Here is a 25,312-nt window from a genome sequence, read left to right as displayed (position 1 = left end):
CTATCCTTAAAATAATTTAATGTGTGCTTTTTAAATTCTAATAATCAAACGAAATGTTTAGCTGAAACTTTAATTTTTAGCGTTTCATCTTTATCAACTAATGTTTTTTTATCGCTAGTAGATAACCAGGTATTCCAGCTCAAAATTGGAGGTGATTTTGCGCTAAGTTTAATTTTGTTGGGTAGGTCTATTCGCTTTACCTCAATTATAAATTCATAATCATGTTCTAGCCCTAAATACATTTGAATCATATGATTCATTGCAGCTAGGGCCTTAGTCCCTGGTGCAAAGCGATAAAACTGTTCTTCATTGAGTGGGCCGAGCAATATCCTAATTTTCCCTTGGGCGATCCAACCTTTGGCACCTAACATTGCTGAGTATGCTAATGCTGCATTTTGTCCTTTAGGTTCTAATTTAGATGCAATGCGTGTACGAATATCGGGAATTAGATCCTGCCATTGCCCCACAAATTCCTGAATTTTCACGGGCAGATCAAAATAATCAGCTAATATTTGTTTTAGTCCGGTAGATGTTCTAACTTTCTGTGTTAGTAGTCCGCTGTAGAATAACAGTGACTCATCTTTTATTAACAACCTATTAGTAAGTCCCTCAGTACCCAATCCAATCATTGATAATAAAGCTTGTGTAGCTGTTGATTTATCTTTTTTCGCGCTGCCATTTAATTTTTTTCGCTCATATTCAATAGGTAATGAGTATTTAGTACTCGCTTGATAAAAAAGCGAAACAGTTCGATGATTAAACATATCCAGAAAGTGAATGAGGGACTCATCTTTCTGTTTCAAGCGTTGTAATATTAACTCTGTGTAATGGTAGGGCAGCACCCCGGTGCTGCCTGCCAGGCTCATAAAATTTATTTGCATTTCCCATGGTGCATTCAAGTTTCCTTCTTTGGTTTTTGTAATAGATGATATTTCGCTGCTTGGAAAATTAAATGATGTGCGCGTTTTGAAGCGCAAGGCTTCAGTTGTCGGCGGCACGAATAGTGCAATTGGATTTTGTTTTTTTGTCTGATTATTTTCATAAACAGACAATGAGTCGTTAAAAATAACCGCACGTTCCAATAAGCGTACTGCCTGGAAAAAGCTAAATGCATGTGGTGCTTTTAACAGTAAATCGGTTACAGCAGTATTTTTTCGCCAGCTCGGGGAGGACATTTTTTTAAGTAACCTTCTTTATTTTTACGTTTAACGAGTAAGCGGGAAAATGAATTAATCGAGCAGTAAAGACCAAAGAAGTGTTCTAATACACTTGCAAATAGAAAACTGCTACTGCCAGTAAACTGTGAATCATCAATTTCAATTTCAACCTCGATACCGCGACATAATGTCGCTCTGCCATCGATATTAAGTGGTGCATTCACACTTCGTGTATGAATCGATTGAATAGAATCAATTAGCGCTCTTGTTGCCGGAGAGTCTTTAAAATTATAAAGACGCAATATTTCTTTTAAGGCATCGGTGGCGTTATGCGATCCTGTTATTGATAAATGGTTTAAATTTAAATGAGATAGTAACCGCCAGCGCGCGCCATTTCTCAGTGGTGGACGAACAGTAATTGAAGGCTGGGTTAAGCAGCGAATTTTTTCGCAAGGCGGAGCTGCATTGACACATTGAAGTTTTGGTTGTTCAAGATTAAACGGAAGTTTTGCGGGTAAATCTCGGTTGCTACAAGTGGTTTCTACAATTAGCGTACGATCTTCAGGTAAGTTTGGGTTAAAGTTTAAATCAACCAAACTTAGGAACATATCCGTTCCTTCATCACGTTGGCCGTAGCCGAGTTTTGCGTGCTGGCGATTAGCAAACCAAAAAGACTGAGTTTTTAAATCCAGATGTTCATGTTTGAGGCCATAGAATGGTAGAAATTTTTCTTGTATACCAGTTGTGCTACTAGCGATAACATTCTCTATTGAATAAATTTCATATCCCGTTGGCCGGCGCGCATCTGGAATAATTTGATAGTCCAGCTGAGTGTGCTCCAATTTTATTGGATCTGCTTTATGGCTGAATAAATTTACCACCGGTGTACAGCCCAATACAAAAGTGGCTGCATTAATATTATGTTCAAGCTCTACATCAGATCGATTGAGATAGAGATAGAGATTTAGCTCTGTCGTGGCATTATTTGGGATGTAATTGGCGATTCCTTCAATATCAATAAACATGAATTTCTCTGGGAATACAAAAAATTCACTCAATAATCGGTAGCCCGAAAAAGAGGAAGAAGGGTAAGGGAGTAAACTTTCTGTATCGCAAAACCCTACCGCTTTTACGATATTTTTACCTAAAAAGACCGGATTTATATCGGTTGCAGATGTTGAAATAACTAATTGTTGGCATTCATTGAGTATCATCTCATAAAGTGGATGAACGTGTTGTGGTTGACCTTTGATATAAAAACGCAAACGGTTGGGGCGCAACTCGTTAAAATTTATTGCTTCATTAAAGGTATGAAGTCGCAAATGCAAAACACCGCCTGCACCGCGCACGCTATTCGCCCCGGGTGTTGCAAAAGGTCGTCCAACCAAGCTTGCATCTTTAACTTGTAAGGGGAGGAGCTCAGTTTCATACACTGTAGTGAAACGACAATTCTCTCCTTGGAATTGCTCTGTTTCCAGGATTGTTTGGGCCGGTAGGATATAGCTCGCTTCAAGTTGCTCCTGATTTGGCACCAACTGCACTATGGCCATTGACGGTATTGGACGTTGGTAGTGCGGAAACAGGATACCTAGTAGAGCATCACTAAGTTCTGGAAAGTCGTCATCTAATTTATGCTGAACACGCGCATTTAAATAAGCGAAGCTCTCGATTAAGCGTGAAACATGCGGATCTTCAATCGTATCTGTACTAATCCCTAAACGGCCGGCAATTTTTGGATGTTCCTTCGCGAATTCGGCACCCATTTGCCGAATAAAAGCGAGTTCTTTTTCGTAATAGGGAAGTAATTCATCAGCCATGTTTGGACTCTTCTACTTTTACGGTTCTAAATACCGGGTCTAAAATGGAATCGAAAATGATCACTTCTGGAGCGGGATCCGCATGAAGTGTTGCATCTATACGAAATTTAAGGGTTCTATCAGTAGTATCTGTATTGTCTAGATGGATCACTTTTACTGATTTGAATCGCGGCTCAAATGTTCGAAGTGTTTTTTCTAGATTTTTAGTGAAACCTTTTTTTTTCTCTATATCTGCAATATTTATAGTGGCAAGATCTGGTAAGCCATAATTTAGTATAGAGAACTCCACCTCTTTTAAATCATCAGGTGGTGATTGCATTCTGAACCGAGTGTTTAAAAGGTTTTCCAAATCCCGTTTAACGCTGTTGCGTAGTTCGCGTAAATATTGATTTCGGTTTTTATCTTGTTCGATTTGTATATGTGGTTCATCATCTATCAAACGGTCTAAAATAGATGGCCGTAATTCTTGTTTTTTCCCAATTCGCATTTCCGCGGTTTTCCTATTGTTAGCCGTTTTTAACTTGTTTGCATTAATTCGGTTACTAACTCTAATTCAGCGACCATTTGATCGAGCTGGTAATGTGGCACCAGATGAATAACACAGAGATATTGTCCAGGTTTGTTAGGGTGTTCGTTTACACTCACGGCGGCTTGACGAAGAGGGTAACGCGCCTGCTCTTCCCATTCCAAATCTTCACGTCCGGTAGTGTATTTGAACAACCATTCAGTTAGAAATCGCTCGCATTCATCGGCTGTAATAAAAGAGCCGATTTTGTCCCGAATCATAACTTTTAAATAATGTGCTACGCGTGATGCACATAATACGTGTTGCAACATTGCTGATAGTTTCGCATTCACGTCATCCGAGCGCGATAGTCGACTGCGTGGTTGTTGGACAGACTGGTTGCTATAAAACGCGCTAAATGGCGTATCGTAACAATGACATAAGGGCATTAGCCCAAGATCACTAAGTTCCCGTTCCATGGTATCTGTAATCACAATATCGACTGAGGGTTTACATGCTATGCCATCAGCGTCTGTTGCAAAGTTAACAGACGATAAATTGGTTAATAGCCCTCCACCTATCTCATCGCGAGGGACACCGCGAATATGACCAAACCATCCAACGTTTGCAAATTCTCTAATCAGAACCCCACCAAATGCATAGGCTGCATTCCCCCATAACTCGCTAGAGGATTGATTTTCGTGATTTGATTTTTCGTAAAAAAATATACCTTTGTAACTTCCAGGAGACGTGCGATAAGGCTCTCGCATCAAAATGCGTGGCAGGGTAAGTCCGAGAAAGCGACTGTCTTGTTTTTCACGTAGTGCGCGCCATTTAACGTATTCTGTTTGCGCAAAAATACTATGCAGGTTTATAGGCATGCCCAATGCAGTAAAATTGTCTAAACCAAAAAACTCACTGGATGCAGCGGCAATAAATGGCGCAAATGCAGCGGCAGCAATTTGGCTTATACCATTGAGAGTAGCTATATCATCAAATGGGTGTCTTATTGATCTTTTATGGCTTATTTCATAATCACCAATAATGGCTCCGTAAGGTTCACCGCCAGGTGTACCATATTCTTCACTGTAAATTTTTTGAAATAGCTGGCTCTGATCAACGTCCAAAGCTCGTTCGATATCTTTGGTGATTTCTGCCCAAGTAATATCTAAAAAACGTATTTTAATATTTCTATTACCATCTGCTTGTGCAACGAGATACCACAGGCCACGCCAAGAGGCTTCAAGTTTTTGCAGCCCTGGATGATGAATAATTTCATTTAGTTGGTCATTTACGAGATGGTCAATACGAGCAATTGCTTTATTGATGATGAAGGCGATATCGGTTGCTGTTGTATCGGGGGTTATATTTTCGAAGTTACTTAGCCAGTAACTGATGGCCTCATAGGGATCAGTCTCTTCAAGAAAACCGGATAGTGATGTGATGTAAGGTCTACGCTTACAGGCTGATGTTAACAAGTCGATATTTACATCGTGGGATTTATCTATCGATGTACCTTGATGGTTAAGAGCTGACACAACAATAATCCATTTATTGAATAAGGAAGAGGGGAATTAGTATTCCCCTCTTTACTTTAATAGCCCGTAAATTATTAACCTGCTTTTGGAATGTTTGCTACTAATCGTAGTGATGCGGTTAATTCTTCCATTTGTAACCATGGGCGCATAAGTACAACTGCATTATAAACCCCTGGTTGGCCGGGGACTTCTTTCACTTCAACTCTTGCTTCGCGCAATGGATATTGAGCTTTGGCTTCTGCGCTCGCACCTTCGCTGCCATTTACGTAGTTGCTGATCCAGCGGTTTAACCATACTTCAGCTTCACCCGGCTCCATAAAAGAACCGATTTTGTCGCGTGCCATAGTTTTGAGAAAGTGTGCAATACGTGACGTTGCCATGATATATGGCAATCTTGCAGAAATAGCCGCATTTGCCGTTGCATCTGGGTCATCAAATTTTTTCGGACGTTGAGTTGTTTGTGCGCCAAAGAAAACAGCGTAATCCGTGTTTTTGTAGTGGCACATGGGTAAGAAGCCTAATTTACTGAGTTCTGCTTCACGGCGATCTGTGATGCCGATTTCGGTTGGGCATTTCTGATCTGTGTCGCCGTCATCGCTAACAAAAGTATGGCTTGGTAGTCCTTCAACTTTACCGCCACCTTCAGCACCACGTATGGCGGTGCACCAACCATTTTCAGCGAATGATTTTGTTAGTGTAGTGCCCAGTGCATAAGCGGCATTCATCCAACAATAATCATCGTGATCAGTTTCAATATGACGACCATCGTTACTTCTTGGCAGCTCTTCGTAATTAAAGGCTTCTACGGGTTTTGTGGATTGGCCATATGGCAAACGCGCCAAAACTCTGGGCATAGCCAAAGTAACAAAACGTGAATCTTCCGTATCGCGAAAGCTGCGCCATTGGATATATTCGGCAGAATCAAAGATTTTTTCGAGGTCACGCGGTTTTGACAGTTCGGTAAAGCTATCGAAACCGAACATTTTGGGAGATGCGGCGGATAAAAATGGACAAAAACCTGCTGCTGCAACATTCGACATTTTAGATAATAGGGAAATGTCATCCGGATGAGTTGAAAACTCATAATCACCAATCAGTGCGGCATAGGGTTGGCCACCGGCGGTACCGAATTCGCTCTCATAGATTTTTTTAAAAATTTGGCTTTGATCAAATTCAACAGCTTTTTCCAGATCTTTGCCCAGTTCTTTTTTACTGATATTGAGCATGCGAATCTTGAGTTGAGAGCTTGTTTCAGTATTGCTGACTAAATAATTGAGTCCGCGCCATGAGCCTTCCAATTTTTGGAATTTTTCACTGTGCATGACTGCCGCCAGTTGTTTGGACATGGCATCATCGATAGCTTTAATGGCAGCGTTTATCGTAACCGACAAGTTTTTATCCCACTTGACAGTACCTTTCATTGCCTCGCTAGTTAAGGTTCTCAGAAGCTCTTCTGTTTCATCGCGCGATGTCTGTTTTGTGGCACTAATCGCCTGTTCAAGAAAACTCAATTCGGCAACTTGTGCTTCTGCTTGTAGGCCTTCTAATTGTTCTTTACTAGACATGTTTATTCCTCTTTTTTGCTTACGCCGAGTTCACTTGATAGCGATGACAGTGCGTTAGTGTTACTCAATACATCCTCAAGAATTGCTTCAAGATCTTCTGATCGATCTGCTTTGGTCAACAGGTCTCTGAGTTTGTTGCGTGTATCCATGAGCTTTTTCAGTGGTTCAAGCTGCTCTACGATTCTATGTGGTTCAAAATCTTCCATAGTTTTGAAATCTAAACTGGCGGTCATTTCACTGCCGTCATTTTCAAGAAGATTTTCTACTTTGACTCGTAACTGGGGATTTACTTTGGTCATGATTTCGTTGAAATTATCGCGATCAATTTGCGAAAACTTGCGATCTTTCAACGCCTTTTTACCTTCAGTGTTATCGCCTGAATAATCGCCCATCACGCCCATCACAAAAGGAATTTCCTTTTCTACGATAGAGCCGTTTGTTTCGAGATCATAAGTAATATGAACACGAGGCTTTCTGACGCGTTTAAGTTTATCGTGGATGCTATCGGACATAATCCCTAATCCTCTTGGCTAGGTGTGGTTTGGTTAATCTTCATTAGTTTTAACACCAGTGAGTTCACTGAAATGTTTTCGTGACGAAGAGTCAGGAATAAGCTCAACAATCAATTCGTCAAGCGGCATATTGCCCCATTTTACGGCTTTTTCAAGCGCATAAGACACAGGGGAGTGTGGTTCGGTGGTGCGAAAAAATTTTGCGATATCCAACAGTTGTTTAAACGCTGCTTCGCGAGATGTGAAGGTATTTAGCGGGTTAATAACGGCTGGTTTTGTGCGGTCGTCTGCTCCTGTCGCTATGTTAGTGGCTTCAATGACAAGTTCAGCCTCTACTGTAGCGGGAAGTTTATGCTTGGCAATATGATTGAGTGCTGCGCGACATTCTTCCAGCGCGCCAATAATCGCGCGCATAGAGGGTGCATATTCTGAGCCGCAGAGCTGGTCGAGGTTTTTTTCTATTCTTTTTGAGCAGCTAATTGCTTCATCAATAGCATCAAACTGATCAACTATAAATTCTTGAGTTGATTCCTCAATCGCGCGTTCTATATCAATTAAAGTGAACCCGAGCTTTTCAGCCTTACTATGGCGCGTATCTTCGTTGGTAATTCTCTCCAGCTCAACAGCCTGTTGGTATTGCCAATAAGCAAATGGACCAGGTGTGTAGCCTTCTGTGAATGGAACCCGTCTAATGGGGGCAATGAGCACACCTTCATTTGCCGTACCGTTGAGTCCAGAGAGAGGTGATATACGTGTTTCAATCCCATCCTCTTCATCAGGCGAGGGATAGAGATGATCCCAAAAATTTTCAATGAGGCCTTCTATTAATAAAAAAGCCTCTCTCAATCCTTGAAATCCATGACGACGAATTAAGGCTTCAGTTAACCAAGTGGCGACTTCAAGATCCTTGCTCTCACGTGTTAATAACATAGGAGCCAAGGATATTATTTTTCGCCAGTGTTCGTCTGCATCGCCATTGGAATCATTATACAAATTGTTTTTTTCGGCGTCGCGTGCCGCATAACGCGCAGTTTTTATTGTCTGATAACTAGAAATAGGCGAAGAGTCGAGCCGCAAGTCGATTCCGGTAGGCTGCTCGCTAGAGATGGGGGCCAAAAGGCTGGAAAAATCTAAAATAGGCGACGATGCCATTAAGTTCATATCCCTTTTCAGTTGCAAAAACGAACCTGACATGGCTGTGTTGTGAGATGCCACATCTGAAAAACTATTATTTACAATATTACTTTGCTGTAGTTTCCAAATTCTTGCTTCGAGGCTCGACACGCTAGCACAAACGCGGCCATAAATTAAGAACTGACACCAAAAGTTATACTCCATAGGGCGAATTGCGTCACAATTCTAGCGGTAGTATGTGGTTTTGATGCCATGATACCATCTGCACTTTTGATAAATAGTCCGGCAATTGAAAAGAGATGCGGGCATTAAATTATCATAACTTATTGAAATTTAAGTATTACTCCTGATGGATCGTTAAGGGTGAAAGTCAAATGGCGTTACAGGTTACTTTGGTGAAAACACCGGGAGGCGTTTCCCTATCCAGAACTAGTCATTTATTTGATGAGCAAGGGGGAACCTTTGGTAGGGCCGACACCAACAGCTGGGCACTACCTGATCCCGAGAAATTTTTATCCTCCTGCCATTGTGAAATTTTGTGGATCGCCGACGGATATTATTTACTCGACAGAAGTACTAATGGTACTTTTCTCAATGGCGCCCCTGAGCCGATAGGGCGAGGTGTAAAGTCCCGTATAGCCCATGGTGATATTTTTGACATTGGTGATTACAGTTTCTCCGTCTCTGTCATTGAAGCTACGGCTAACGCATCTCCATTTGATAATAAACCGCTCTTTGGTAACACTCCTGTAGCAAATATTTTCGATGAACCATTTGGTCATGGGTCTATTCCAGAAGCGGCTCCCCTATTTGAGCAGCCGCTTGATCCACTGGCAATGTGGGATAAAGCAGCCAGAGTACAAAAATCACCGGCTAATTTTGCAAGCGCCAATCCCGCTATTATCAGCACATCGATAGATGACATCTTTGGCGGTGAGCCACAGTATTCAACACCTGATTTCGCCCAATTGGATATGTCACAAAGCATGGATCAAGCGGTAGTTTGGCCTAATGCCTTGAGGGAAAATTTAATTCCTGAGGATTGGGAAGATGATTTTTCTGACTTGGGTAAAAAAACAGGTCCTCAGATTACAGCGCCCACAACAGATATAAATACTTTTCAAACCGCACCAATTAATCGTTCTGCTGATGTGCTATTACCGAAACCACGGAGTGATCGTCAACCACTTGCAGAGCGTTTGATGGTAGCTGAGCCAATCCTTTCTACCTCAACGCCACCACTAGTTCCCGAGCCATCACCGACTCAAGTACCTGTCAATGTCGTGAAGGGGGCTATTGAATCATCGCATCAACCTCATACGACGCTAGCTGATTGTTCTTTTATTCAGGCAATGGGTTTGGATTCTTCGCGCCTTACAGAGGCTGAGGTTGCTGACATTGCAACAATGAGCGGTCAGCTGATGCGCGAAATCGTAGAAGGAATGATGGGCGTTCTACGTTCCCGAACAAGTATTAAAAACGAATTCCGCATGAATGTAACAACGATTCAGCCGGTAGAAAATAATCCGTTAAAGTTTTCAGTCAGTGTTGATGACGCATTGGAAAATATGTTTCTAAAAAAATCTAATTCCTATAAAAAGCCTGTCGAAGCATTTAAAGAGGGATTTCAAGAAATCGCTGAGCATCAGGTCGCGATGATTGGCGGAATACGTCAAGGATTTGAGCGGATGATGGAGCGGTTTAACCCGGATAATTTGGAGAAAAATTTTAACAAACAGGGGCGAGGAGGCGTAATCCCTGGTATGCAGAAGGCAAAGTATTGGAGTAGCTATACAGACTATTACGCTGGTTTTACTGACAATATGGAATCTTCATTTCAGCATTTATTTGGCAGCGACTTTGTCAGCGCCTATGAGGATCAATTACGCCGTCTGGCGGCAGCTCGAAAAAAGGATAAGCAATAATGCGCAATAAACTTACGTTAAGTGATTCAGTTTTCGTTTTCTTTTCCCGTACCTTGGCAATTATGATTTTTTTCAGCGCTACTGCTTTTATGAGCGGATGCAGCTCGTCAAAGAGCCGCGTAGGAGGTGCTCTTAATCTGGATACAGATTTAAAACTTACATTTGAGATTGCATCTGATATCAACCCGGATGATGAGTCTCGACCGTCTCCCGTCTTCGTTCGCTTTTATCAGTTAAAATCTGCAGCTGCTTTTGATAAAGCTGATTTTATCGATATTTATGAGCGGGATATGGAAATTTTTGGTGGCGATATTGTCAGTAAACAAGTGTTGAAACCTCTGCTTCCAGGTAGTGCGCGCACTGAAAGTTTTGTGCTTGAACCTGGTACAAAAATAATTGCTATATATGCTGAATTTTCTCAGTATCCTGGTTCCACATATAAAGCTATATTTCCGGTAACAGAAAATAACATTATTAGAAATAAAGCAATTATTAAGATTTCTGGAAGAACTATTTCTCTGGCAAAAAAATAATTTTTTAAGCCTTTTGCTTCATGATTCGGTGGGATTCGTATGTCGTTAGATAGTAAGGTGGTATGGTCAGAGGGAATGTTTCTCAATCCCCAACATTTTCAACAACAAGATCGATATATAGAGCGATACATTGATCGAAAGTGTATTGCTTATGGTAGCAATGCGTGGGGCTTGCAGGAGTTTGAAATTGACCACCAGTTGTTAAAGCTGGGTAAAATTTCCCTGCTCAGGGCAAGTGGAATATTTCCTGATGGAACTCCTTTTAGTTTTCCCGCAACCGACGAATCTCCTTCAGTTATTGATGTGCCAACAGGGCTGCACAATACCCTTGTATATTTAGCCGTCCCAGTCAAAAGACCAGGTGCAGTTGATGTATTATCAAAAAATAATACTCAGGGTTTGGCAAGATACTACCCAACGGAATTAGCAGTACGTGATGTTACCCAAGAGGGTGGGGAAGACCATGCTATCGACATTGCGAAACTGCGTTTGCGATTGATGTTGGACACTGATGATTTAAGCGGCTACGTATGCATTGCGTTTATCCGGATCGCTGAAGCCCGCGATGATAAAAATATAATTTTAGACGAACAGTTCCTGGCCACTTGTCTCGATTGCCGCGCTAGCCTCAAACTCACCAGCTTCATTACTGAATTGGGTGGATTACTGCATCATCGAGGTGAGTCAATTGCTGGGCGTTTAGCTGATGCTCGCAGAGGCGGTACCGCTGAGATTGCCGATTATATGTTATTGCAACTTATCAATCGTGCCGAGCCTTACGTTAATCACCTTGCTTCCCTAAGGGGGTTTCATCCTACGGAGTTGTTTGCAGTTTTATTGCAACTTGCGGGCGAGCTGGCTACGTTTGTCACCAAAACGAAAAGGCCGCCGGAATTTCCCGTTTATTTACATGACAATTTGCAACAGACATTTTTACCCGTATTGGCAACCCTGCGTGAATATCTATCAATGGTTTACGAGCAGACTGCAATCTCCTTGCAATTGATTGAGAAAAAATATGGCATTCGCGTTTCGGAAATTATGGATCGATCATTATTAAACACTGCCAGTTTTATATTGGCGGTGCGTGCCGATATTCCAGAGGAAGCTGTTCGTTCACGGTTGCCCGCGCAAATTAAAATTGGGCCGGTTGAGCGTATCCGTGAGCTGGTTAATGCTGCGATGCCAGGCATAATGCTTCGGCCATTACCTGTTGCCCCTCGGCAAATTCCTTTTCGCTCCGGGTATACGTATTTTGAATTAGATAAGCACAGTGATTTCTGGAAAGAGCTTAATCAATCAGGTGGCTTTGCACTGCATTTAGGTGGTGATTTCCCCGGAATTGAGATGGAATTTTGGGCTATCCGCCAATAAATTTTAATTAACCTGTTACTTCAGGGAGCGCCGCATGTCTACGGATGATTCAGATAAAACCGTTTTTAAACAGCCGATGCCAGGAGGTGATCGCACCTCTATGCGTCCAATGCCCGGGGCGAGAAATCCCAATCCTGAAATGGGGCAGGTCTCTGCACAGCATAAATCACAAGGTGCATACAATTCTGCTCCTGTTGCTAGTTATGTTCTCTCCGATTCTGGCAGCACAAACTTTAAAGCAGATTGTGGGTTAAACCCTATCATTAGTGCAGCTTCTACGTTGATTGCAGTATTTGCTAAAACCCGTAGCGCAGTCAGTCATCCTGACGTTGGAGGCTTGCATCAGCGTTTAGTTAATGAAATTAAAAAACTGGAAAATGAGTTGCGAGATTTAGGACTCAAACAGGAAGTCCAGTTATCTGTTCGTTATTTAATGTGTTCCGTGTTGGATGAAGCCGTATTAAATACCCCTTGGGGGACTGAAAGTGCATGGGCACAACGCACTCTGCTCAGTGTGTTCCATGGAGAAACCTCTGGCGGAGAAAAATCATTTTTAATACTTGATCGTCTTCGCCAGTCGCCATCCGAAAATCTTGATGTTATTGAGCTTTTTTATGTTTGCCTGAGCTTGGGTTTTGAGGGCAGGTACAGGCTTATGAATCGTGGCAGAGAGGCACTTGATCAGATGCGCGATGAATTATTTTCAATAATTCGCCGTCAACGTGGTGACTATGAACGCAGCCTTTCACCCACCTGGAGTGGTTTGGGGCGGACTCGTAATCCTTTAACCGAGTATATACCGCTCTGGGTTGTCGTTGCGCTTATGGCAACCATTCTATTTTTTAGTTATTCCGGTTTACGCTATTGGCTTTATGCATCATCAAGCCCGGTAGCAGATGATATTGCCGAACTTGTTGAAGAAAAAAATAACTGAATATTTTTTATATAGTGTTTTCGTCTCTATTCGCATACCGATAGCTCCTCGGATATATATTGATCATGTGCCAAGGCACTACTGAATAATGCTCAGGATTATATGAAGAAAATTGGTCGTTTTTTTACTCACCCGGTAGTGATCTCATTGATCGGCCTAGTACTTGTCGCATTGCTGATTTGGTTCGCCGGCCCACAGATTAAATTTGGTTCTGAAAATCAAGCACCATTGGCGAGTCCGATGACTCGCCTCTTACTTATCATGGCCGCAATTATTCTCTGGGGATTAAATAATTTACGCTTGCAGATGATGACAAATCGCAGTAACAGAACCTTGGTTACTGATTTACAGCAAAATAATTCCTATGCGCAGACTGATTCTGCATCAGAGCAAGCAGCGGATGAAATTGCACAGATTAATGATCGCTTTCATCAGGCACTTGATACCCTGAACAAATTAAAATTTACTGGTAAAGGAAAGAAGAAAGCGCTCTACCAATTGCCTTGGTACATTATTGTCGGCCCGCCAGGGTCGGGCAAAACAACAGCGTTAGTCAATTCCGGACTTGAATTCCCGCTCGCCGATCAATTCGGGAAAGGTGCATTACAAGGTGTTGGTGGTACGCGTAATTGCGACTGGTGGTTTACTAATGAGGCCGTATTGATTGATACGGCGGGTCGTTATACAACCCAGGATAGTCACAAGGTTGTTGATAGTTCAGCGTGGGAAGGCTTTTTAACTTTGCTCAAACGTAATCGCCGTCGCCGTCCGGTTAATGGTGTTATTGTGGCGATTAGTCTTCAGGATTTGTTACTGCAAACCGAAGAAGAGCGTTTATTGCACGCCAAAACGATTAGAACCCGTCTGGATGAATTGATGGATAAATTGGAAATTCGGTTTCCTGTTTATCTACTCTTTACAAAATCAGACCTCGTTTCTGGTTTCAGCGAATTTTTTGAAGACTTAGGTAAAGAAGAGCGTGAACAGGTATGGGGTGTATCCCTACCTAACGCGCCCAAACCATCGCAAAGCCCTGATTTTGATTTCTTAGGTCAAGAATTTAAAAAATTATCGCGGCGATTGCATGACCGTGTTATTTGGCGGATGCAACAGGAACGTGATGTTAAGCGTTGCGCGGCGATTGAGAGCTTTCCATTGCAAATGGAAAATCTTTATCAAATGGCGGAATCATTTGTTAAACGCACGTTTGCCCAAAATCGTTTTCAGTTCCAACCCTATCTACGTGGTGTTTATTTCTCAAGCGGTACGCAAGATGGAACCCCTATTGACCGCTTAATGACATCTGTCTCTGCAAACTTTGGTTTTGCGCGTGAAGCTACGCAGGCGACTAATCAACGTGGGAAAAGTTTTTTTATTGCCCGATTGTTTCGTGAGGTTATTTTTCCAGAGTCTGAATTAGTCGGCACTAATATGCGTTATGAGCGCGTGATTCGTTGGTCGCAAAATGCTGCTTATGCAGGAATTGCGGCGGTAACCTTGTCAATTGTATTGCTATGGAGCGGCAGTGTTACGCGCAATAATCTGTATATGAGCGAAGTAAAACAACAGATTGCAAACTTTAAGGATGAAGAGAAAAAAATCAGCAGCTGGAATACCGAGGCCAGTGCTGCCCTGCCTGCGCTGAATGCTCTTGCCAGCGCAAGCAGCGTTTATGACAAAGAGTCTCATCCATGGTTAAGTAGTATGGGGTTGTATGATGATCGCGTGGATCAAGAAGCCGATCTTTTATATGAACAAAAATTAAAAACCGTTTTTCTACCACAATTACTACGCACTTTAGAGCGGGTAATCCAACAAGGCGATCCAGAAGGCGATTTGTATCAAACATTTCGCATCTACGTCATGTTTAATTCACTTGAACATATGGATGAGTCACTTGTTAAACAATGGTTCGAAACCAAATGGGATAAATTATATGGCGCTGACAGTATTCATCGCGTTGAACTGCAAAAACATCTCAATAGGTTATTAATTAACGACATCCCCTCCTCAGTATTAAATGAGGCGTTGGTTACACAAACGCGTGGAACTTTATTGCGAATTCCGATTGCGCAACGAATTTATAGCCGAATTAAAACTGACCCACAATTTAATCAAACAGTGAATGTGCTTAATTTCTATGGGGAGGCTGTGCGCTCCACATTTAAACTGAATAGTGAAAATCAATCTGCATTTACAATTCCTGTACTGTTTACGATTCAGGGTTATCAAAGCTTGGATCTCTCTCCCAACTCAGCATTATTCGCTGATGTGGCAGACGAGGAATGGGTACTAGGCGGAGGTGATAATCAAGCAATTGTTAATCGCGATGTAAAAGTAATCAGCGAGCAGGTTAAGAACTTTTATTTTGCAGATTACAGCAATGTATGGCTGACCATACATAACTCATTACATGTTGCGAATTTTAGTAATTTGCGTGACTTAAATACTGCATTGTCAACGTTTGTCGACCCGGCTTACTCTCCTGTGCTCTCTATATTGGATGTTGCAAAAACCAATACCCAGCTCACTCCGCCATTGCTTGATGCAGCAGCAGATAAAATTTCTACGGGTGCCGCAGGTCAGACGGTTAGTTATCTTGCTAACCAAGTTGAAGGAACGATCGTCGACAAGCGCTTTAACGATTTACATGCCCTCATCAAACAATCATCGCGTGGGCCAGCTCCAATTACTTCCACCATGCAACAATTGGAAGCCTTAAAAATATTTGTGCAAGAAATTGCGCTATCTCCTGATATAGAACAAAAATCATTCGAGATTGCAAAAGCACGTTACGAAAGTGGTGCAGCCAACCCGGTGACGGCATTACGTGCTTATGCGAAATCTACCCCCGAACCTCTCCAGCGTTGGCTAACCGCTTTATCTGATGAGGCATGGCAAGTGATTATGCGCTCAGCGCACCAATACGTTAATAAAGAATGGCGTGCCCGTGTATATCAAACCTATTCGCAAGGTTTGGCAGGGCGCTATCCACTGAATCGTGCCGCTACAGATGAACTCGCATTGTTAGACTTTAGTGGATTTTTCAAACCTCAAGGTACAGTGGATCAATTTGTAAAAGAGTTTGTTGAACCCTTTATTGATAAACGTGGAAATTGGGCCAATAGAACTGTTGATGGCTACAGTATCGGGTTTTCCTCAACAACCGTTAATCAGTTGCAGCGAGCAGCGAATATTCGCGATGTGTTTTTTCGGCAAAATCCGGAAACACCCAGTATCAGTTTAGAGTTACGTCCTTTCACAATGAATAAAGACGATGCTGTATTTACTCTTGATTTGGGTGATCAACGCTTAACTTATAACCATGGCCCTAAATTTTGGAAGCCGGTGACCTGGTCTGGGCAAAATGATTCCCGTCGTATTCGAGTTATTTTCGAAGATTTGAACGGCACGCAATTTGATAAAGCCTATACCGGCCCTTGGGCGTGGTTCCGTTTATTGGATGCATCCAAAATTCAGTCTACGCCACAATCCAATATTTATTTGATTACCTTTGCACATGACATGGATGTCGCGGCAGCACATACACGACAAATCGTTTATGAAGGCCGTGCGACCAGCATTCATAATCCATTTAAAAACGATTTACTTGAATCGTTCCGCTGTCCGGAGTCAATTTAAATGATCAATGCCAATTCCGTGGGTTTGTTTGGTAAATTGCCGGCACACGGTGATTTTATCTATCGTAACTTACCGAGCAATTTCATTAACGCTTGGGATGCGTGGCTACAAGGTTTTGTGGGAAGCTCGCAAGAACAAATTGGTGAATCCTGGCTCGACGTTTATCTCACTAGTCCAATCTGGCGCTTTGTATTATCTGATGGAGTGATTGATGGAAACCAATGGGCAGGAATTGTACTGCCTAGTGTAGATCGTGTAGGTCGTTATTTTCCATTTTCAGTTGCAGTGCGCCTCAACGCAAATGCTAATTCATTCAATGTAATTAAACAAAACACCTGGTTTGAAGCAATAGAACAAATAGCATTAAAAGCTTTAGCGGGCCAGTTGCAAATAGATGATCTTACTCAGGAGCTCAATCAACACACACTTGACGTAAAGTCAGCTTATATGACGGGTACTGCGTCGCTGGAAAAACAAGGTACGCTAATTCATTTAGAACAGGATGCGGCTCCTGTAGAAAGCACATTTCCATTTTTAATGGATGCTGTTTGTAAAGAGCAATTGGTTAGCTATTCCGTATGGTCTACTGTTTACGGCTCGCAAGTGGTAGAGCCTTGTCTGTTTTATACCCGCGGGTTGCCTCAATTGCGCGGTATAGCGGCGATGTTAGACGGACAATGGGCAGCAAGAGGTTGGCACCAACCTTATCAACTTAAATCTCATTCAACGTCAATCTAAGTCTCCAATTTCCGGTGATCCTGTTAATGACAGATACAACCTATAGACGCCCGATCAGTTGGGTAAGCGGTGTGCGAACGGATGTAGGTTGCGTACGCACAATTAATGAAGATGCAGTTCTCGCAAAACCAGAAGTTGGACTGTGGGCCGTGGCTGACGGTATGGGTGGACATAAGGTAGGTGACATTGCCAGTAGCAAAATTGTTGATGCACTTGGAGCGCTTAGCGCCTCAACAAGTTTGGGCGATTGCGTTGATGTAATCGAGGATTGTTTACTCGAAGTTAATCAGCTAATGCTGGAATATGCGCAAATCATGTTTGACGGAAGCACTATGGGTAGCACCGTGGTGGTTATGGTTATCAAAGGAAGAATTGGCGCTTGTTTATGGGTCGGTGATTCACGGCTATATCGTATGCGTAACCAACAGCTGATACAGCTATCGCGCGATCATAGCCAACTGGAAGAAATGATTGAACTTGGTTTAATTACAAGAGAAGCCAGTGAAAATCATCCCAATCGCAATGTCATCACTCGCGCTGTAGGCGTTGAAACACCGCTTTACGTTGATATGACTCTTTTTACGACACAGGTAGGCGACAGTTTTTTGTTATGCAGTGATGGTCTTTACAATGCTATAAGTAATGAAGCCATAATAGAATCAATGAAGATTCGTGATGTGCAGCAAAGCACCGATGAATTGGTTGAAAAAGCGCTGGAACAAGGCGCCAGGGATAATGTTTCTGTGATTGTTGTTAAAGGCAATCCAGGTAGAGTGTCTGCTGCAGATAGCGCGCAGGGATAGGGCAAGACCGGGTAAATAGGACAGCGGTAACACTACAATGAATGATTCAATCGAAAACAAAACTCAAATAAAACCATCACTTACCGCGAATGCGAGCGAGGAGGATAAAACTCGTTTTGCGCCGATGAAAAAAACCGCTATTACGGATGACGAGAGAACACGCATCCAATTATCGAAACCAAAAAATACTACACCAAGTTCCGATAAAACCCGTTTTATACCTCAACAAAAAGTTAATCCTAATCCTATGCATGCGGATAACTTTGGGCAGGATGAAAAAACTCGCATTAGCGGTACCCCATATTCTGAACAACAAAATAATAATTTCACACTGCAAGGCATCGCTGATGAACACACTGTACTCAAAGGACGTTTCGTATTAGAAGAGCTTCTTGGTGCAGGGGGGATGGGTGTTGTCTATAAAGCTAAGGATTTGCTTAAAATCGAAGCCCAGGACCGCGACCCCTATGTAGCTATCAAAGTACTTATTGATGAATTTAAAGCACATCCTGAAGCGTTTATTGCACTCCAGCGTGAATCACGCAAAACCCAGCGTATAGCTCATCCGAATATTGTCACTGTGTATGATTTTGACCGCGATGGTGATACGGTCTTTATGACGATGGAATACCTAGATGGAAAACCGCTCGATAAATTAATTGCACAGTATCGTTCTGTTGGGTTACCTCACCCGGAAGTTATTAAAATTATTGAAGGTATGTGTGCAGCATTAATTTATGCACATGCACAAAATATTATTCACTCAGATTTCAAACCCGGAAATATTTTTGTTAATAGTAAAGGCATTGCTAAAGTTATTGATTTTGGTATCGCACGCGCAGTGGCTAAAGTTGAGCATCGCGAAGAAAGTGTTGATGACCGCACTGTATTTGATGCGGGGAACCTCGGCGCACTGACTCCTGCTTATGCAAGTTTGGAAATGCTTGAAGGAAAAAATCCTGATGTGCGCGATGATATCTATGCATTGGGGTGTATTGCATATGAACTATTTACCGGATCCCACCCATTTAACCGGGTGCATGCGGATGAAGCTAAACGCCAGAAACTCAAGCCAAAGAAAATTTCTGGTTTAAGCAAGCGTCAGTGGAAAGCAATAGAACACGCATTGGCATTTGATCGGGAAGATAGAACCCAATCAGTGGAGCTCTTTTGGCAGGAGTTTACTCGCTCTGCCAGCCGGGCAGGAGTTTTCTTTTTATTTACAGTTCTATTATTGGGTGGCGCTGTAGGTGCCTATTATCAATTTAAACCTGCTCCCACAATTACTTTATCAGAAGATCAAGTACGCAATGAAATTGAACAGAAGTTGCGCCTTGAGATGAAAAAGAAAGCAATAGCGGAGCTTTATGCACAAGCCAGTTTTTCTTTAGAATGGGAAAATCAAGTATGGCTTGAAATACAAGAATTACGTCAACTATTAGGCAAGACCGATCCATGGTTGATCACGCAAGAAGATAGTTTTTATAAACTTTATCTACAAAAAATCAAAGAAGTCTTAGTTAAAAATGAATTGGATAATGCACAGTTATGGCATACCAATGCCATTCGATATGCTGGCAATCAAACCTTATTGGCAGAGCTTGGGGAAAAAATAAATTCCGCCTTGGCGGAACGTGAGCGTCAGGCAATAGAGCGTGAACAGCAACAGGTATCAATCGCGATCGAACAGGAACGATTAGCAAAAGAAAAGCAAGTAAAGTTGCAAGAAGAAAAAGTACAGGCAAAACAACACTCCGACTTTGAAGCGGCGCTCGCTAATGTCAATAAACCACTGATGTGCAATAGCACTATTGATATGCGCGACTTTGAAATTGCTGTTGCAAAACTGCGCTCATTGAATTTAATAAGGTATAAGCAAGAAGAGCCAAGTATTGTTGCCTCAATGGCATTGTGCATTAAAAAAATTGGTGCGACATTTCCAGATCGCGCTGAAGTTATTAAAAGGCAAGCACTACGATTATTTGAAGGTAATAGCCTGCTGGCGAGCATTACAATCGCAGCAAAAGACCCATGTAGCATTTCATTAGCTGGTCTCGGTGCTCGCGGTATGGGAAGTAGTTGTCGCGATAGACTCAATGGTGCGACCAAAGCACCAATGATGGTAGTTATCCCAGGTAGAGGCAGCATTAAAGCTTTTGCAATTGGAAAATATGAAGTTTCAGTAGATGAAATGAATGAGTTTTGTCAGCAGAGTGGTAAATGTAGTATTGAAAATCAACAAGAGCCTGCAACACCCGTCACCAATATCAGCATTAACAATGCTTCCGCTTACCTTGAGTGGTTATCCAATAAATCAGGGCGTAACTATCGCTTACCTACGATAGCAGAGTGGCAATACGCTGCTAAATCAACGAATAGTATTCCCGATCCAAATCGCAACTGTAAACTGAACTCACGCGGGATTAAAAAAGGTAGTTCACTCAATAAAACTTCCCTCGGCCAGCAAAACCTGTGGGGGGTTGTAAATCATTTAGGCAACGCGCAAGAGTGGGTGCTACTGCCGGGCGGAACATATTCTGTTGTTGGCGGATCATTTGATACAGACATGGACGAATGTAATTTTAATAAATCATCACCCCATGATGGGCGTGCAGATCCATTTACCGGATTTCGTGTATTACGTGAAATTCAAAATTAGCTACATATATTTTAAGTATGGAAAATTCTGGTGGAAAATATATATATTGAGGCAATCAAAAAATTAGCTAATGCTCACTACGAGCACCGTATTTCTATGGAAGTATATCGAACCAGACGGAGGCAGCTAATAGATCAGATGGATAGCGAATTTAACGGATCAAAGACTATATCCTTGGATACAAATATCGACGTCAATAGAGCGGATTCAATAATCTAGCTATTGGACTATTTTTCTTTATTTATTCTCAATAAGAGTGAAAGGTTGGTTTATGGAATTAGTAAAATTTTTTCAAACCGGTGGGAATTTTATGTATCCCATTCTTTTTGTAATGGCAATAGGTCTGGCGATTGCGGCTGATAGACTGTTTTATCTATCGAGAATGTCAAGCGCAACTAACAAACTTTGGAAGCTTATTGTTCCTATGCTAAAAGCAAACGATTTAGTTCGTGCGGAAAGTGCGATTAGTGAATCCAAGAGTCCACTCGCTGTGGTACTTTCATATGGTTTTGCGCGCGCGAAACCTACGGTAAAACGAGAAATTGTTGAATCTGCAATGGAAGAAGGTGTAATGGAAGTAGTGCCATTGTTAGAAGAGCGTACGCATTATCTTGCCACTTTGGCTAACGTAGCAACACTGCTCGGTCTGCTCGGTACTATCATAGGCCTGATTGATGCATTTGCTGTTGTGGCAGAAGCAGATCCAGCAGAGAAAGCAGATTTACTTTCGGGAAGCATTTCGGTTGCGATGAACACAACGGCATTCGGTTTGATCGTCGCAATTCCCTTATTGCTTATCCATTCGTATCTCGCAACACGTACCAGCAAGTTAGTAGATACTATAGAAATGGCGGCAGTAAAATGCTCCAATTTGATGGTCGACGAATAAATAATGAAATTTATACGTAAGAAAAATATGCATGATGTGGTTGAGCTCAATATCACTGCATTTATGAATCTCATGGTAATGCTGGTACCTTTTTTATTGGTCACAGCTGTGTTTTCCAGAATGACGGTATTAGAGTTAAATCTTCCTGTATTAGACCAAGCCCAGAAAAATTCTGCAGAGAAGATTGACCTAATGCTAGAACTTGTTGTCAGGGAAGCCAGCTTTGATATCCAGGATGCAAATCTTGGATTAATCCACAAAATTGAACGCAATAATAATCCAGATGACTGGAACCTTTTTTCAAAGGTAATGCTGGAAATAAAATCTCGTTTTCCGGAAGAGCGAGATATGTTGTTACTATTTGAAGCCAAAATCACCTATAAAACGATGATAGAAGTAATGGATCATGTGCGGAGTATGGAGGTAGTTAATTTAGCAACTGTTGAATCTGTTGAGCTATTTCCGAATATTTCAATCAGTGGGGATATCGATATTGTGCCGATCGCTACAGAATCAGAAGTACCTTCAACACCAGTGAATGAGTCCGCACAATGAAAATGTCACGTCGCGCTCGTCGAATGGAGAGAAATCATAAAAAGTTTAAAATTCCACCACTGAATCTTGTGGCATTAATGGATATTTTTACGATTCTGGTTTTTTTCCTATTGGTAAGCTCATCTAATACGCATCAGTTACCGACAAACAAAGACCTAAAATTACCTACATCTAAATCTACGCTCGCACCTGAGGATACTTTGGTTGTTGCTATAACCCAAAAGGATATTTTATTAAGTGGTGTTAGTGTTGCAAAAGTAAATGCGGTACTTCACAGCCAAGACAATACTATCCCAACGTTAATAGAAGAATTGAAGTTTCATGCACAGGCTAAATCCCAGAAAACCGGGCAACATGGACGGATAACGATCATGAGTGACGAAAATGTACCTTACGAGGTAATTCAAAAAGTGCTCACCAGTTGTCAGCAATCAAATTACACAAAAATTGCATTTGCCGCCGTGCAAAAAGCAATTCCAAAGATGTAACATTTCGTAAAAACTAACTACGGATTCAGGATGTCAGAGGTTATTAATTATAAAAAGCTTGCGCTTGAATGGGAGCCAAAGCCTACGGTATCTGATCATTTTAAATGGATCACATTAGTAGTTTTTTTATCCGTTATCGTCCTTGCTGTTGTTGTCGCTTTTATTAAGGTACCCGCACCAGAGCGCCGTTTGGTAACTAAAGTTCCAGACCGCATTGCTAACTTTATCGCTGAGCGACCTAAAAAAGTTATACCGGTGCCTCCGCCAGAATCGAAGCCTATTGTGTTGCCAAGAAAACTGCAGACACAACAGCTTCAACCAGAACAACCTGCCAGAGTTACTGTAGAGCGGAAGCGTCCATCGGAGGCAAATAAAAAACCATTGGATGAAACTGCAAAACAAGCCCGAGAAGTTGCGCAACAAAGTGGCTTACTTGCATTAGCCAGTGAGATGAGCGAACTAACTGACACTAGTGATGTTAGCAGTAGTGTCCGGGCAAAATTGCGTACCAACACAGCTACAGCACCAGCCGCCAGTCACGATACGATTAAGATTGAATCAACCGCGTCAAATAATACTGTCGATGCAGAAAAAATTACCGCAAATAGTAATAAGGCAAAGCTAGAAGAACGAGACAGCGGGAAACAAATCACAGCTGCCACTGAGCAAGCTGAAAAAGAAAGTATTGCTACAACTAATACTACTAGCCAAGCAGGTGGGCGTGCACCAGAAGACTTAACAAGAGTTTTTGACAAAAACAGATCGAGCCTTTATTCACTTTATGAGCGTGAGCGGCGAAAAAACTCCACCCTCAAAGGACGAGTTGTTTTTCAACTAACCATATTGCCCAATGGCAAAGTTGCTGCTGTAAAAGTAGTTTCAAGTGATTTGAATAATCCGGCCCTGGAAGCAAGAATAATGAGCCGAATTAAGCTGTTTACATTCCCGCCTACCTCCGGGGCTCCAGTCACTGTTAGTTATCCGATAGAGTTTTTGCCATAGGTGTTCACTTAACTAAAGTTATGCCTATTTCTAAACTCTATCAACGCTCGTGCATACCTTTACCGCTGGTACATCTGGCGGAAGGGCACGCGTTCATGCAACTAAACGTTGGAAGTTTTACTTACATCTAACCTATTGATATTTAAAAGAATAATAAATTCATATTGTTAAATTTAGTTGATATTTTTTTAACTAAAATAAGAAAATATATGTACTTTACAACAAAATTTGGGCGTTATATATCCGAGTTACCCACCAACTGTAGACACCCTGTATAGTTAGAAAATCCTATATGGAGGTGCTCATTATGGCACGCAAGAAAACACAAGCTTACACCGAAGAGTTTCGCCGTGAAGCAGTTAAACGTGCAGAGAAGGAAGGTAACACTACTGCATCTGTTGCCCGCGATCTTGGAATTAGCGCACAACAGATCTATAACTGGCGCCGTCAGTTTACCCGCCTTTCTGAAAAACAATTTAATTCTATTGCTGGTGTTGATTATTCAAAAAATGAAAGTGATGAGTTACGTCAGCTAAAACGAAGAAACGCAGAACTGGAAAAAGAGCTAGCCTTCTTAAAAAAGGCAGCTGCGTACTTTGCGAACCAGCACGAGTAAAGTACGCGTTAATTCGTGAGCACTGGGAGACTTTTCCTGTATCGCTGATGTGTCGTGTGCTGTCTGTCTCTCGCAGTGGTTATTATCGCTGGATTGATCGGGAAAAGAGTCAACGACAACTGCAACGGGAATGCCGTGAACGCCAGATAATTGATACTTATGCGACTTACAAGGCGCGCTATGGTGCACCGCGAATCGCTAAAGAGTTGCATGCAATAGGTCAGCCTTGTTCAGTTAACTTTGTTGCCAATGTGCTGAAATTACAAGGTTTAAAGGCCCACAACGGGAAAGCATTTAATTATGGAAGCCATGCGTTGACGATGCATAATGTATCGGAGAATTTACTCTGGCGTCGCTTCGGTGCGAGCAAACCCAATGAGAAATGGACAACGGATATTACGTATATCTGGGTTGAAAAACAGTGGCTCTATCTGGCGGCAGTGATGGATTTGTACTCGCGCAGTATTGTTGGTTGGTCGCTGGATACCAGCATGACGGAGGCGCTGATTACTGATGCATTACGTATGGCATTTGAACGCCGGGATGTCAAACCTGGGCTAATCATTCACTCTGATCGAGGTGTCCAGTATCGTGCCCAAAAATATATTGACTTTATGCGGTGTCATGACGCCATTCCGAGTATGAGTCGCAAAGGGAACTGTTGGGACAATGCGCCGATGGAGTCCTTCTTCAGTCGCCTGAAGGTTGAGTTGATTTATACCCGGCAATTCCACTCGATTGAAGATGCTAGATCGAGTATCTTTGAATACATAGAAATTTTTTATAACCGCTTACGCAGGCATTCCAGTATTGGTTATGTTGCACCAGCAGAGTTTGAACGAATGACAGCCTTGGCTGCATAGTTAGGGTGTCTACTTTTTGTGGGTAAGACCAATATTCGGTGATAACTCTATCCTAATTGCAGC

Annotated in this window: 20 protein-coding genes and 1 pseudogene; 14 read left to right on the top strand and 7 right to left on the bottom strand. The window is 42.1% G+C overall.

The genetic code is table 11. From position 1 onward, the window contains the following. Positions 1-44: 44 nt before the first annotated feature. The 7 genes from tssG to tssA all read right to left on the bottom strand — a co-directional run bounded on the left by tssG (position 45) and on the right by tssA (position 8,378). Positions 45-1,175: a type VI secretion system baseplate subunit TssG gene (gene tssG, locus NNX04_RS21700; RefSeq protein WP_261948524.1), complete on the bottom strand. Its 1,131-nt coding sequence runs from the start codon at positions 1,173-1,175 to the stop codon at positions 45-47. Then, the gene (tssF, locus tag NNX04_RS21695; RefSeq protein WP_261948523.1) at positions 1,139-2,974 is read right to left on the bottom strand and encodes a type VI secretion system baseplate subunit TssF; all 1,836 of its coding nucleotides are present in this window, start codon (positions 2,972-2,974) and stop codon (positions 1,139-1,141) included. Before tssF ends, tssG begins: the two co-directional genes overlap by 37 nt. Further along, entirely contained in the window at positions 2,967-3,461 is a 495-nt protein-coding gene (gene tssE / locus NNX04_RS21690; protein WP_261948522.1) for a type VI secretion system baseplate subunit TssE, read from the bottom strand. Before tssE ends, tssF begins: the two co-directional genes overlap by 8 nt. 29 nt (positions 3,462-3,490) lie before the next feature. After that, positions 3,491-5,017 carry a type VI secretion system contractile sheath large subunit gene (tssC, locus tag NNX04_RS21685; protein WP_261948521.1) on the bottom strand — a complete coding sequence of 509 codons (1,527 nt, stop codon included), beginning with the start codon at positions 5,015-5,017 and terminating at the stop codon, positions 3,491-3,493. Between the two features lie 74 nt (positions 5,018-5,091). Beyond that, positions 5,092-6,582 carry a type VI secretion system contractile sheath large subunit gene (gene tssC, locus NNX04_RS21680; RefSeq protein ID WP_007645617.1) on the bottom strand — a complete coding sequence of 497 codons (1,491 nt, stop codon included), beginning with the start codon at positions 6,580-6,582 and terminating at the stop codon, positions 5,092-5,094. 2 nt (positions 6,583-6,584) lie between these two features. Then, positions 6,585-7,094, bottom strand: coding sequence for a type VI secretion system contractile sheath small subunit (gene tssB / locus NNX04_RS21675; protein WP_040393503.1), 510 nt, complete (start codon positions 7,092-7,094; stop codon positions 6,585-6,587). A gap of 33 nt (positions 7,095-7,127) precedes the next feature. Beyond that, positions 7,128-8,378 (bottom strand): type VI secretion system protein TssA, encoded by a 1,251-nt coding sequence (gene tssA, locus NNX04_RS21670; protein WP_261948520.1) that lies wholly within the window; start codon positions 8,376-8,378, stop codon positions 7,128-7,130. A 224-nt stretch (positions 8,379-8,602) separates the two neighbouring features. Here tssA and tagH point away from each other — a divergent pair, with 224 nt between their 5' ends. The 14 genes and pseudogenes from tagH to NNX04_RS21600 all read left to right on the top strand — a co-directional run. Next, on the top strand, positions 8,603-10,153 hold the full coding sequence (gene tagH / locus NNX04_RS21665) for a type VI secretion system-associated FHA domain protein TagH (protein ID WP_261948519.1): 1,551 nt from the start codon (positions 8,603-8,605) through the stop codon (positions 10,151-10,153). After that, positions 10,153-10,686, top strand: coding sequence for a type VI secretion system lipoprotein TssJ (gene tssJ / locus NNX04_RS21660; RefSeq protein ID WP_007645609.1), 534 nt, complete (start codon positions 10,153-10,155; stop codon positions 10,684-10,686). The genes tagH and tssJ overlap by 1 nt, the downstream gene beginning before the upstream one ends. Before the next feature lie 39 nt (positions 10,687-10,725). Next, a complete protein-coding gene (tssK, locus tag NNX04_RS21655; RefSeq protein ID WP_040393502.1) occupies positions 10,726-12,060 on the top strand; it encodes a type VI secretion system baseplate subunit TssK in 1,335 nt (444 codons plus the stop codon). 34 nt (positions 12,061-12,094) lie between these two features. Continuing rightward, on the top strand, positions 12,095-12,994 hold the full coding sequence (gene icmH, locus NNX04_RS21650; protein ID WP_198284833.1) for a type IVB secretion system protein IcmH/DotU: 900 nt from the start codon (positions 12,095-12,097) through the stop codon (positions 12,992-12,994). Positions 12,995-13,096: 102 nt separating this feature from the next. Further along, on the top strand, positions 13,097-16,636 hold the full coding sequence (gene tssM, locus NNX04_RS21645; RefSeq protein ID WP_261948518.1) for a type VI secretion system membrane subunit TssM: 3,540 nt from the start codon (positions 13,097-13,099) through the stop codon (positions 16,634-16,636). Further along, positions 16,637-17,374, top strand: a complete 738-nt coding sequence (gene tagF, locus NNX04_RS21640) for a type VI secretion system-associated protein TagF (protein WP_007645601.1) — start codon at positions 16,637-16,639, stop codon at positions 17,372-17,374. It begins immediately after the preceding gene. Positions 17,375-17,400: 26 nt separating this feature from the next. Then, positions 17,401-18,177, top strand: coding sequence for a PP2C family protein-serine/threonine phosphatase (locus tag NNX04_RS21635; RefSeq protein WP_050977125.1), 777 nt, complete (start codon positions 17,401-17,403; stop codon positions 18,175-18,177). 37 nt (positions 18,178-18,214) lie between these two features. Then, positions 18,215-20,836: a bifunctional serine/threonine-protein kinase/formylglycine-generating enzyme family protein gene (locus NNX04_RS21630; RefSeq protein ID WP_261948517.1), complete on the top strand. Its 2,622-nt coding sequence runs from the start codon at positions 18,215-18,217 to the stop codon at positions 20,834-20,836. Positions 20,837-21,107: 271 nt separating this feature from the next. Continuing rightward, positions 21,108-21,725: a MotA/TolQ/ExbB proton channel family protein gene (locus NNX04_RS21625; protein ID WP_261948516.1), complete on the top strand. Its 618-nt coding sequence runs from the start codon at positions 21,108-21,110 to the stop codon at positions 21,723-21,725. A gap of 3 nt (positions 21,726-21,728) precedes the next feature. Continuing rightward, on the top strand, positions 21,729-22,280 hold the full coding sequence (locus NNX04_RS21620) for an ExbD/TolR family protein (protein ID WP_261948515.1): 552 nt from the start codon (positions 21,729-21,731) through the stop codon (positions 22,278-22,280). Beyond that, a complete protein-coding gene (locus tag NNX04_RS21615) occupies positions 22,277-22,768 on the top strand; it encodes an ExbD/TolR family protein (protein ID WP_261948514.1) in 492 nt (163 codons plus the stop codon). The genes NNX04_RS21620 and NNX04_RS21615 overlap by 4 nt, the downstream gene beginning before the upstream one ends. Before the next feature lie 30 nt (positions 22,769-22,798). Continuing rightward, entirely contained in the window at positions 22,799-23,770 is a 972-nt protein-coding gene (locus NNX04_RS21610; protein ID WP_261948513.1) for an AgmX/PglI C-terminal domain-containing protein, read from the top strand. Between the two features lie 307 nt (positions 23,771-24,077). Next, positions 24,078-24,386 carry a transposase gene (locus NNX04_RS21605; RefSeq protein ID WP_007646377.1) on the top strand — a complete coding sequence of 103 codons (309 nt, stop codon included), beginning with the start codon at positions 24,078-24,080 and terminating at the stop codon, positions 24,384-24,386. Then, positions 24,386-25,249 (top strand): annotated as a pseudogene (locus NNX04_RS21600) (IS3 family transposase); the annotation flags it as partial. The gene NNX04_RS21605 and the pseudogene NNX04_RS21600, both read left to right, overlap by 1 nt. Between the last annotated feature and the right edge of the window lie 63 nt (positions 25,250-25,312).

The sequence above is a fragment of the Cellvibrio sp. QJXJ genome, from assembly GCF_024452345.1.
GTDB lineage: Bacteria > Pseudomonadota > Gammaproteobacteria > Pseudomonadales > Cellvibrionaceae > Cellvibrio.
This window is presented reverse-complemented; position numbering and strand designations above follow the sequence as displayed.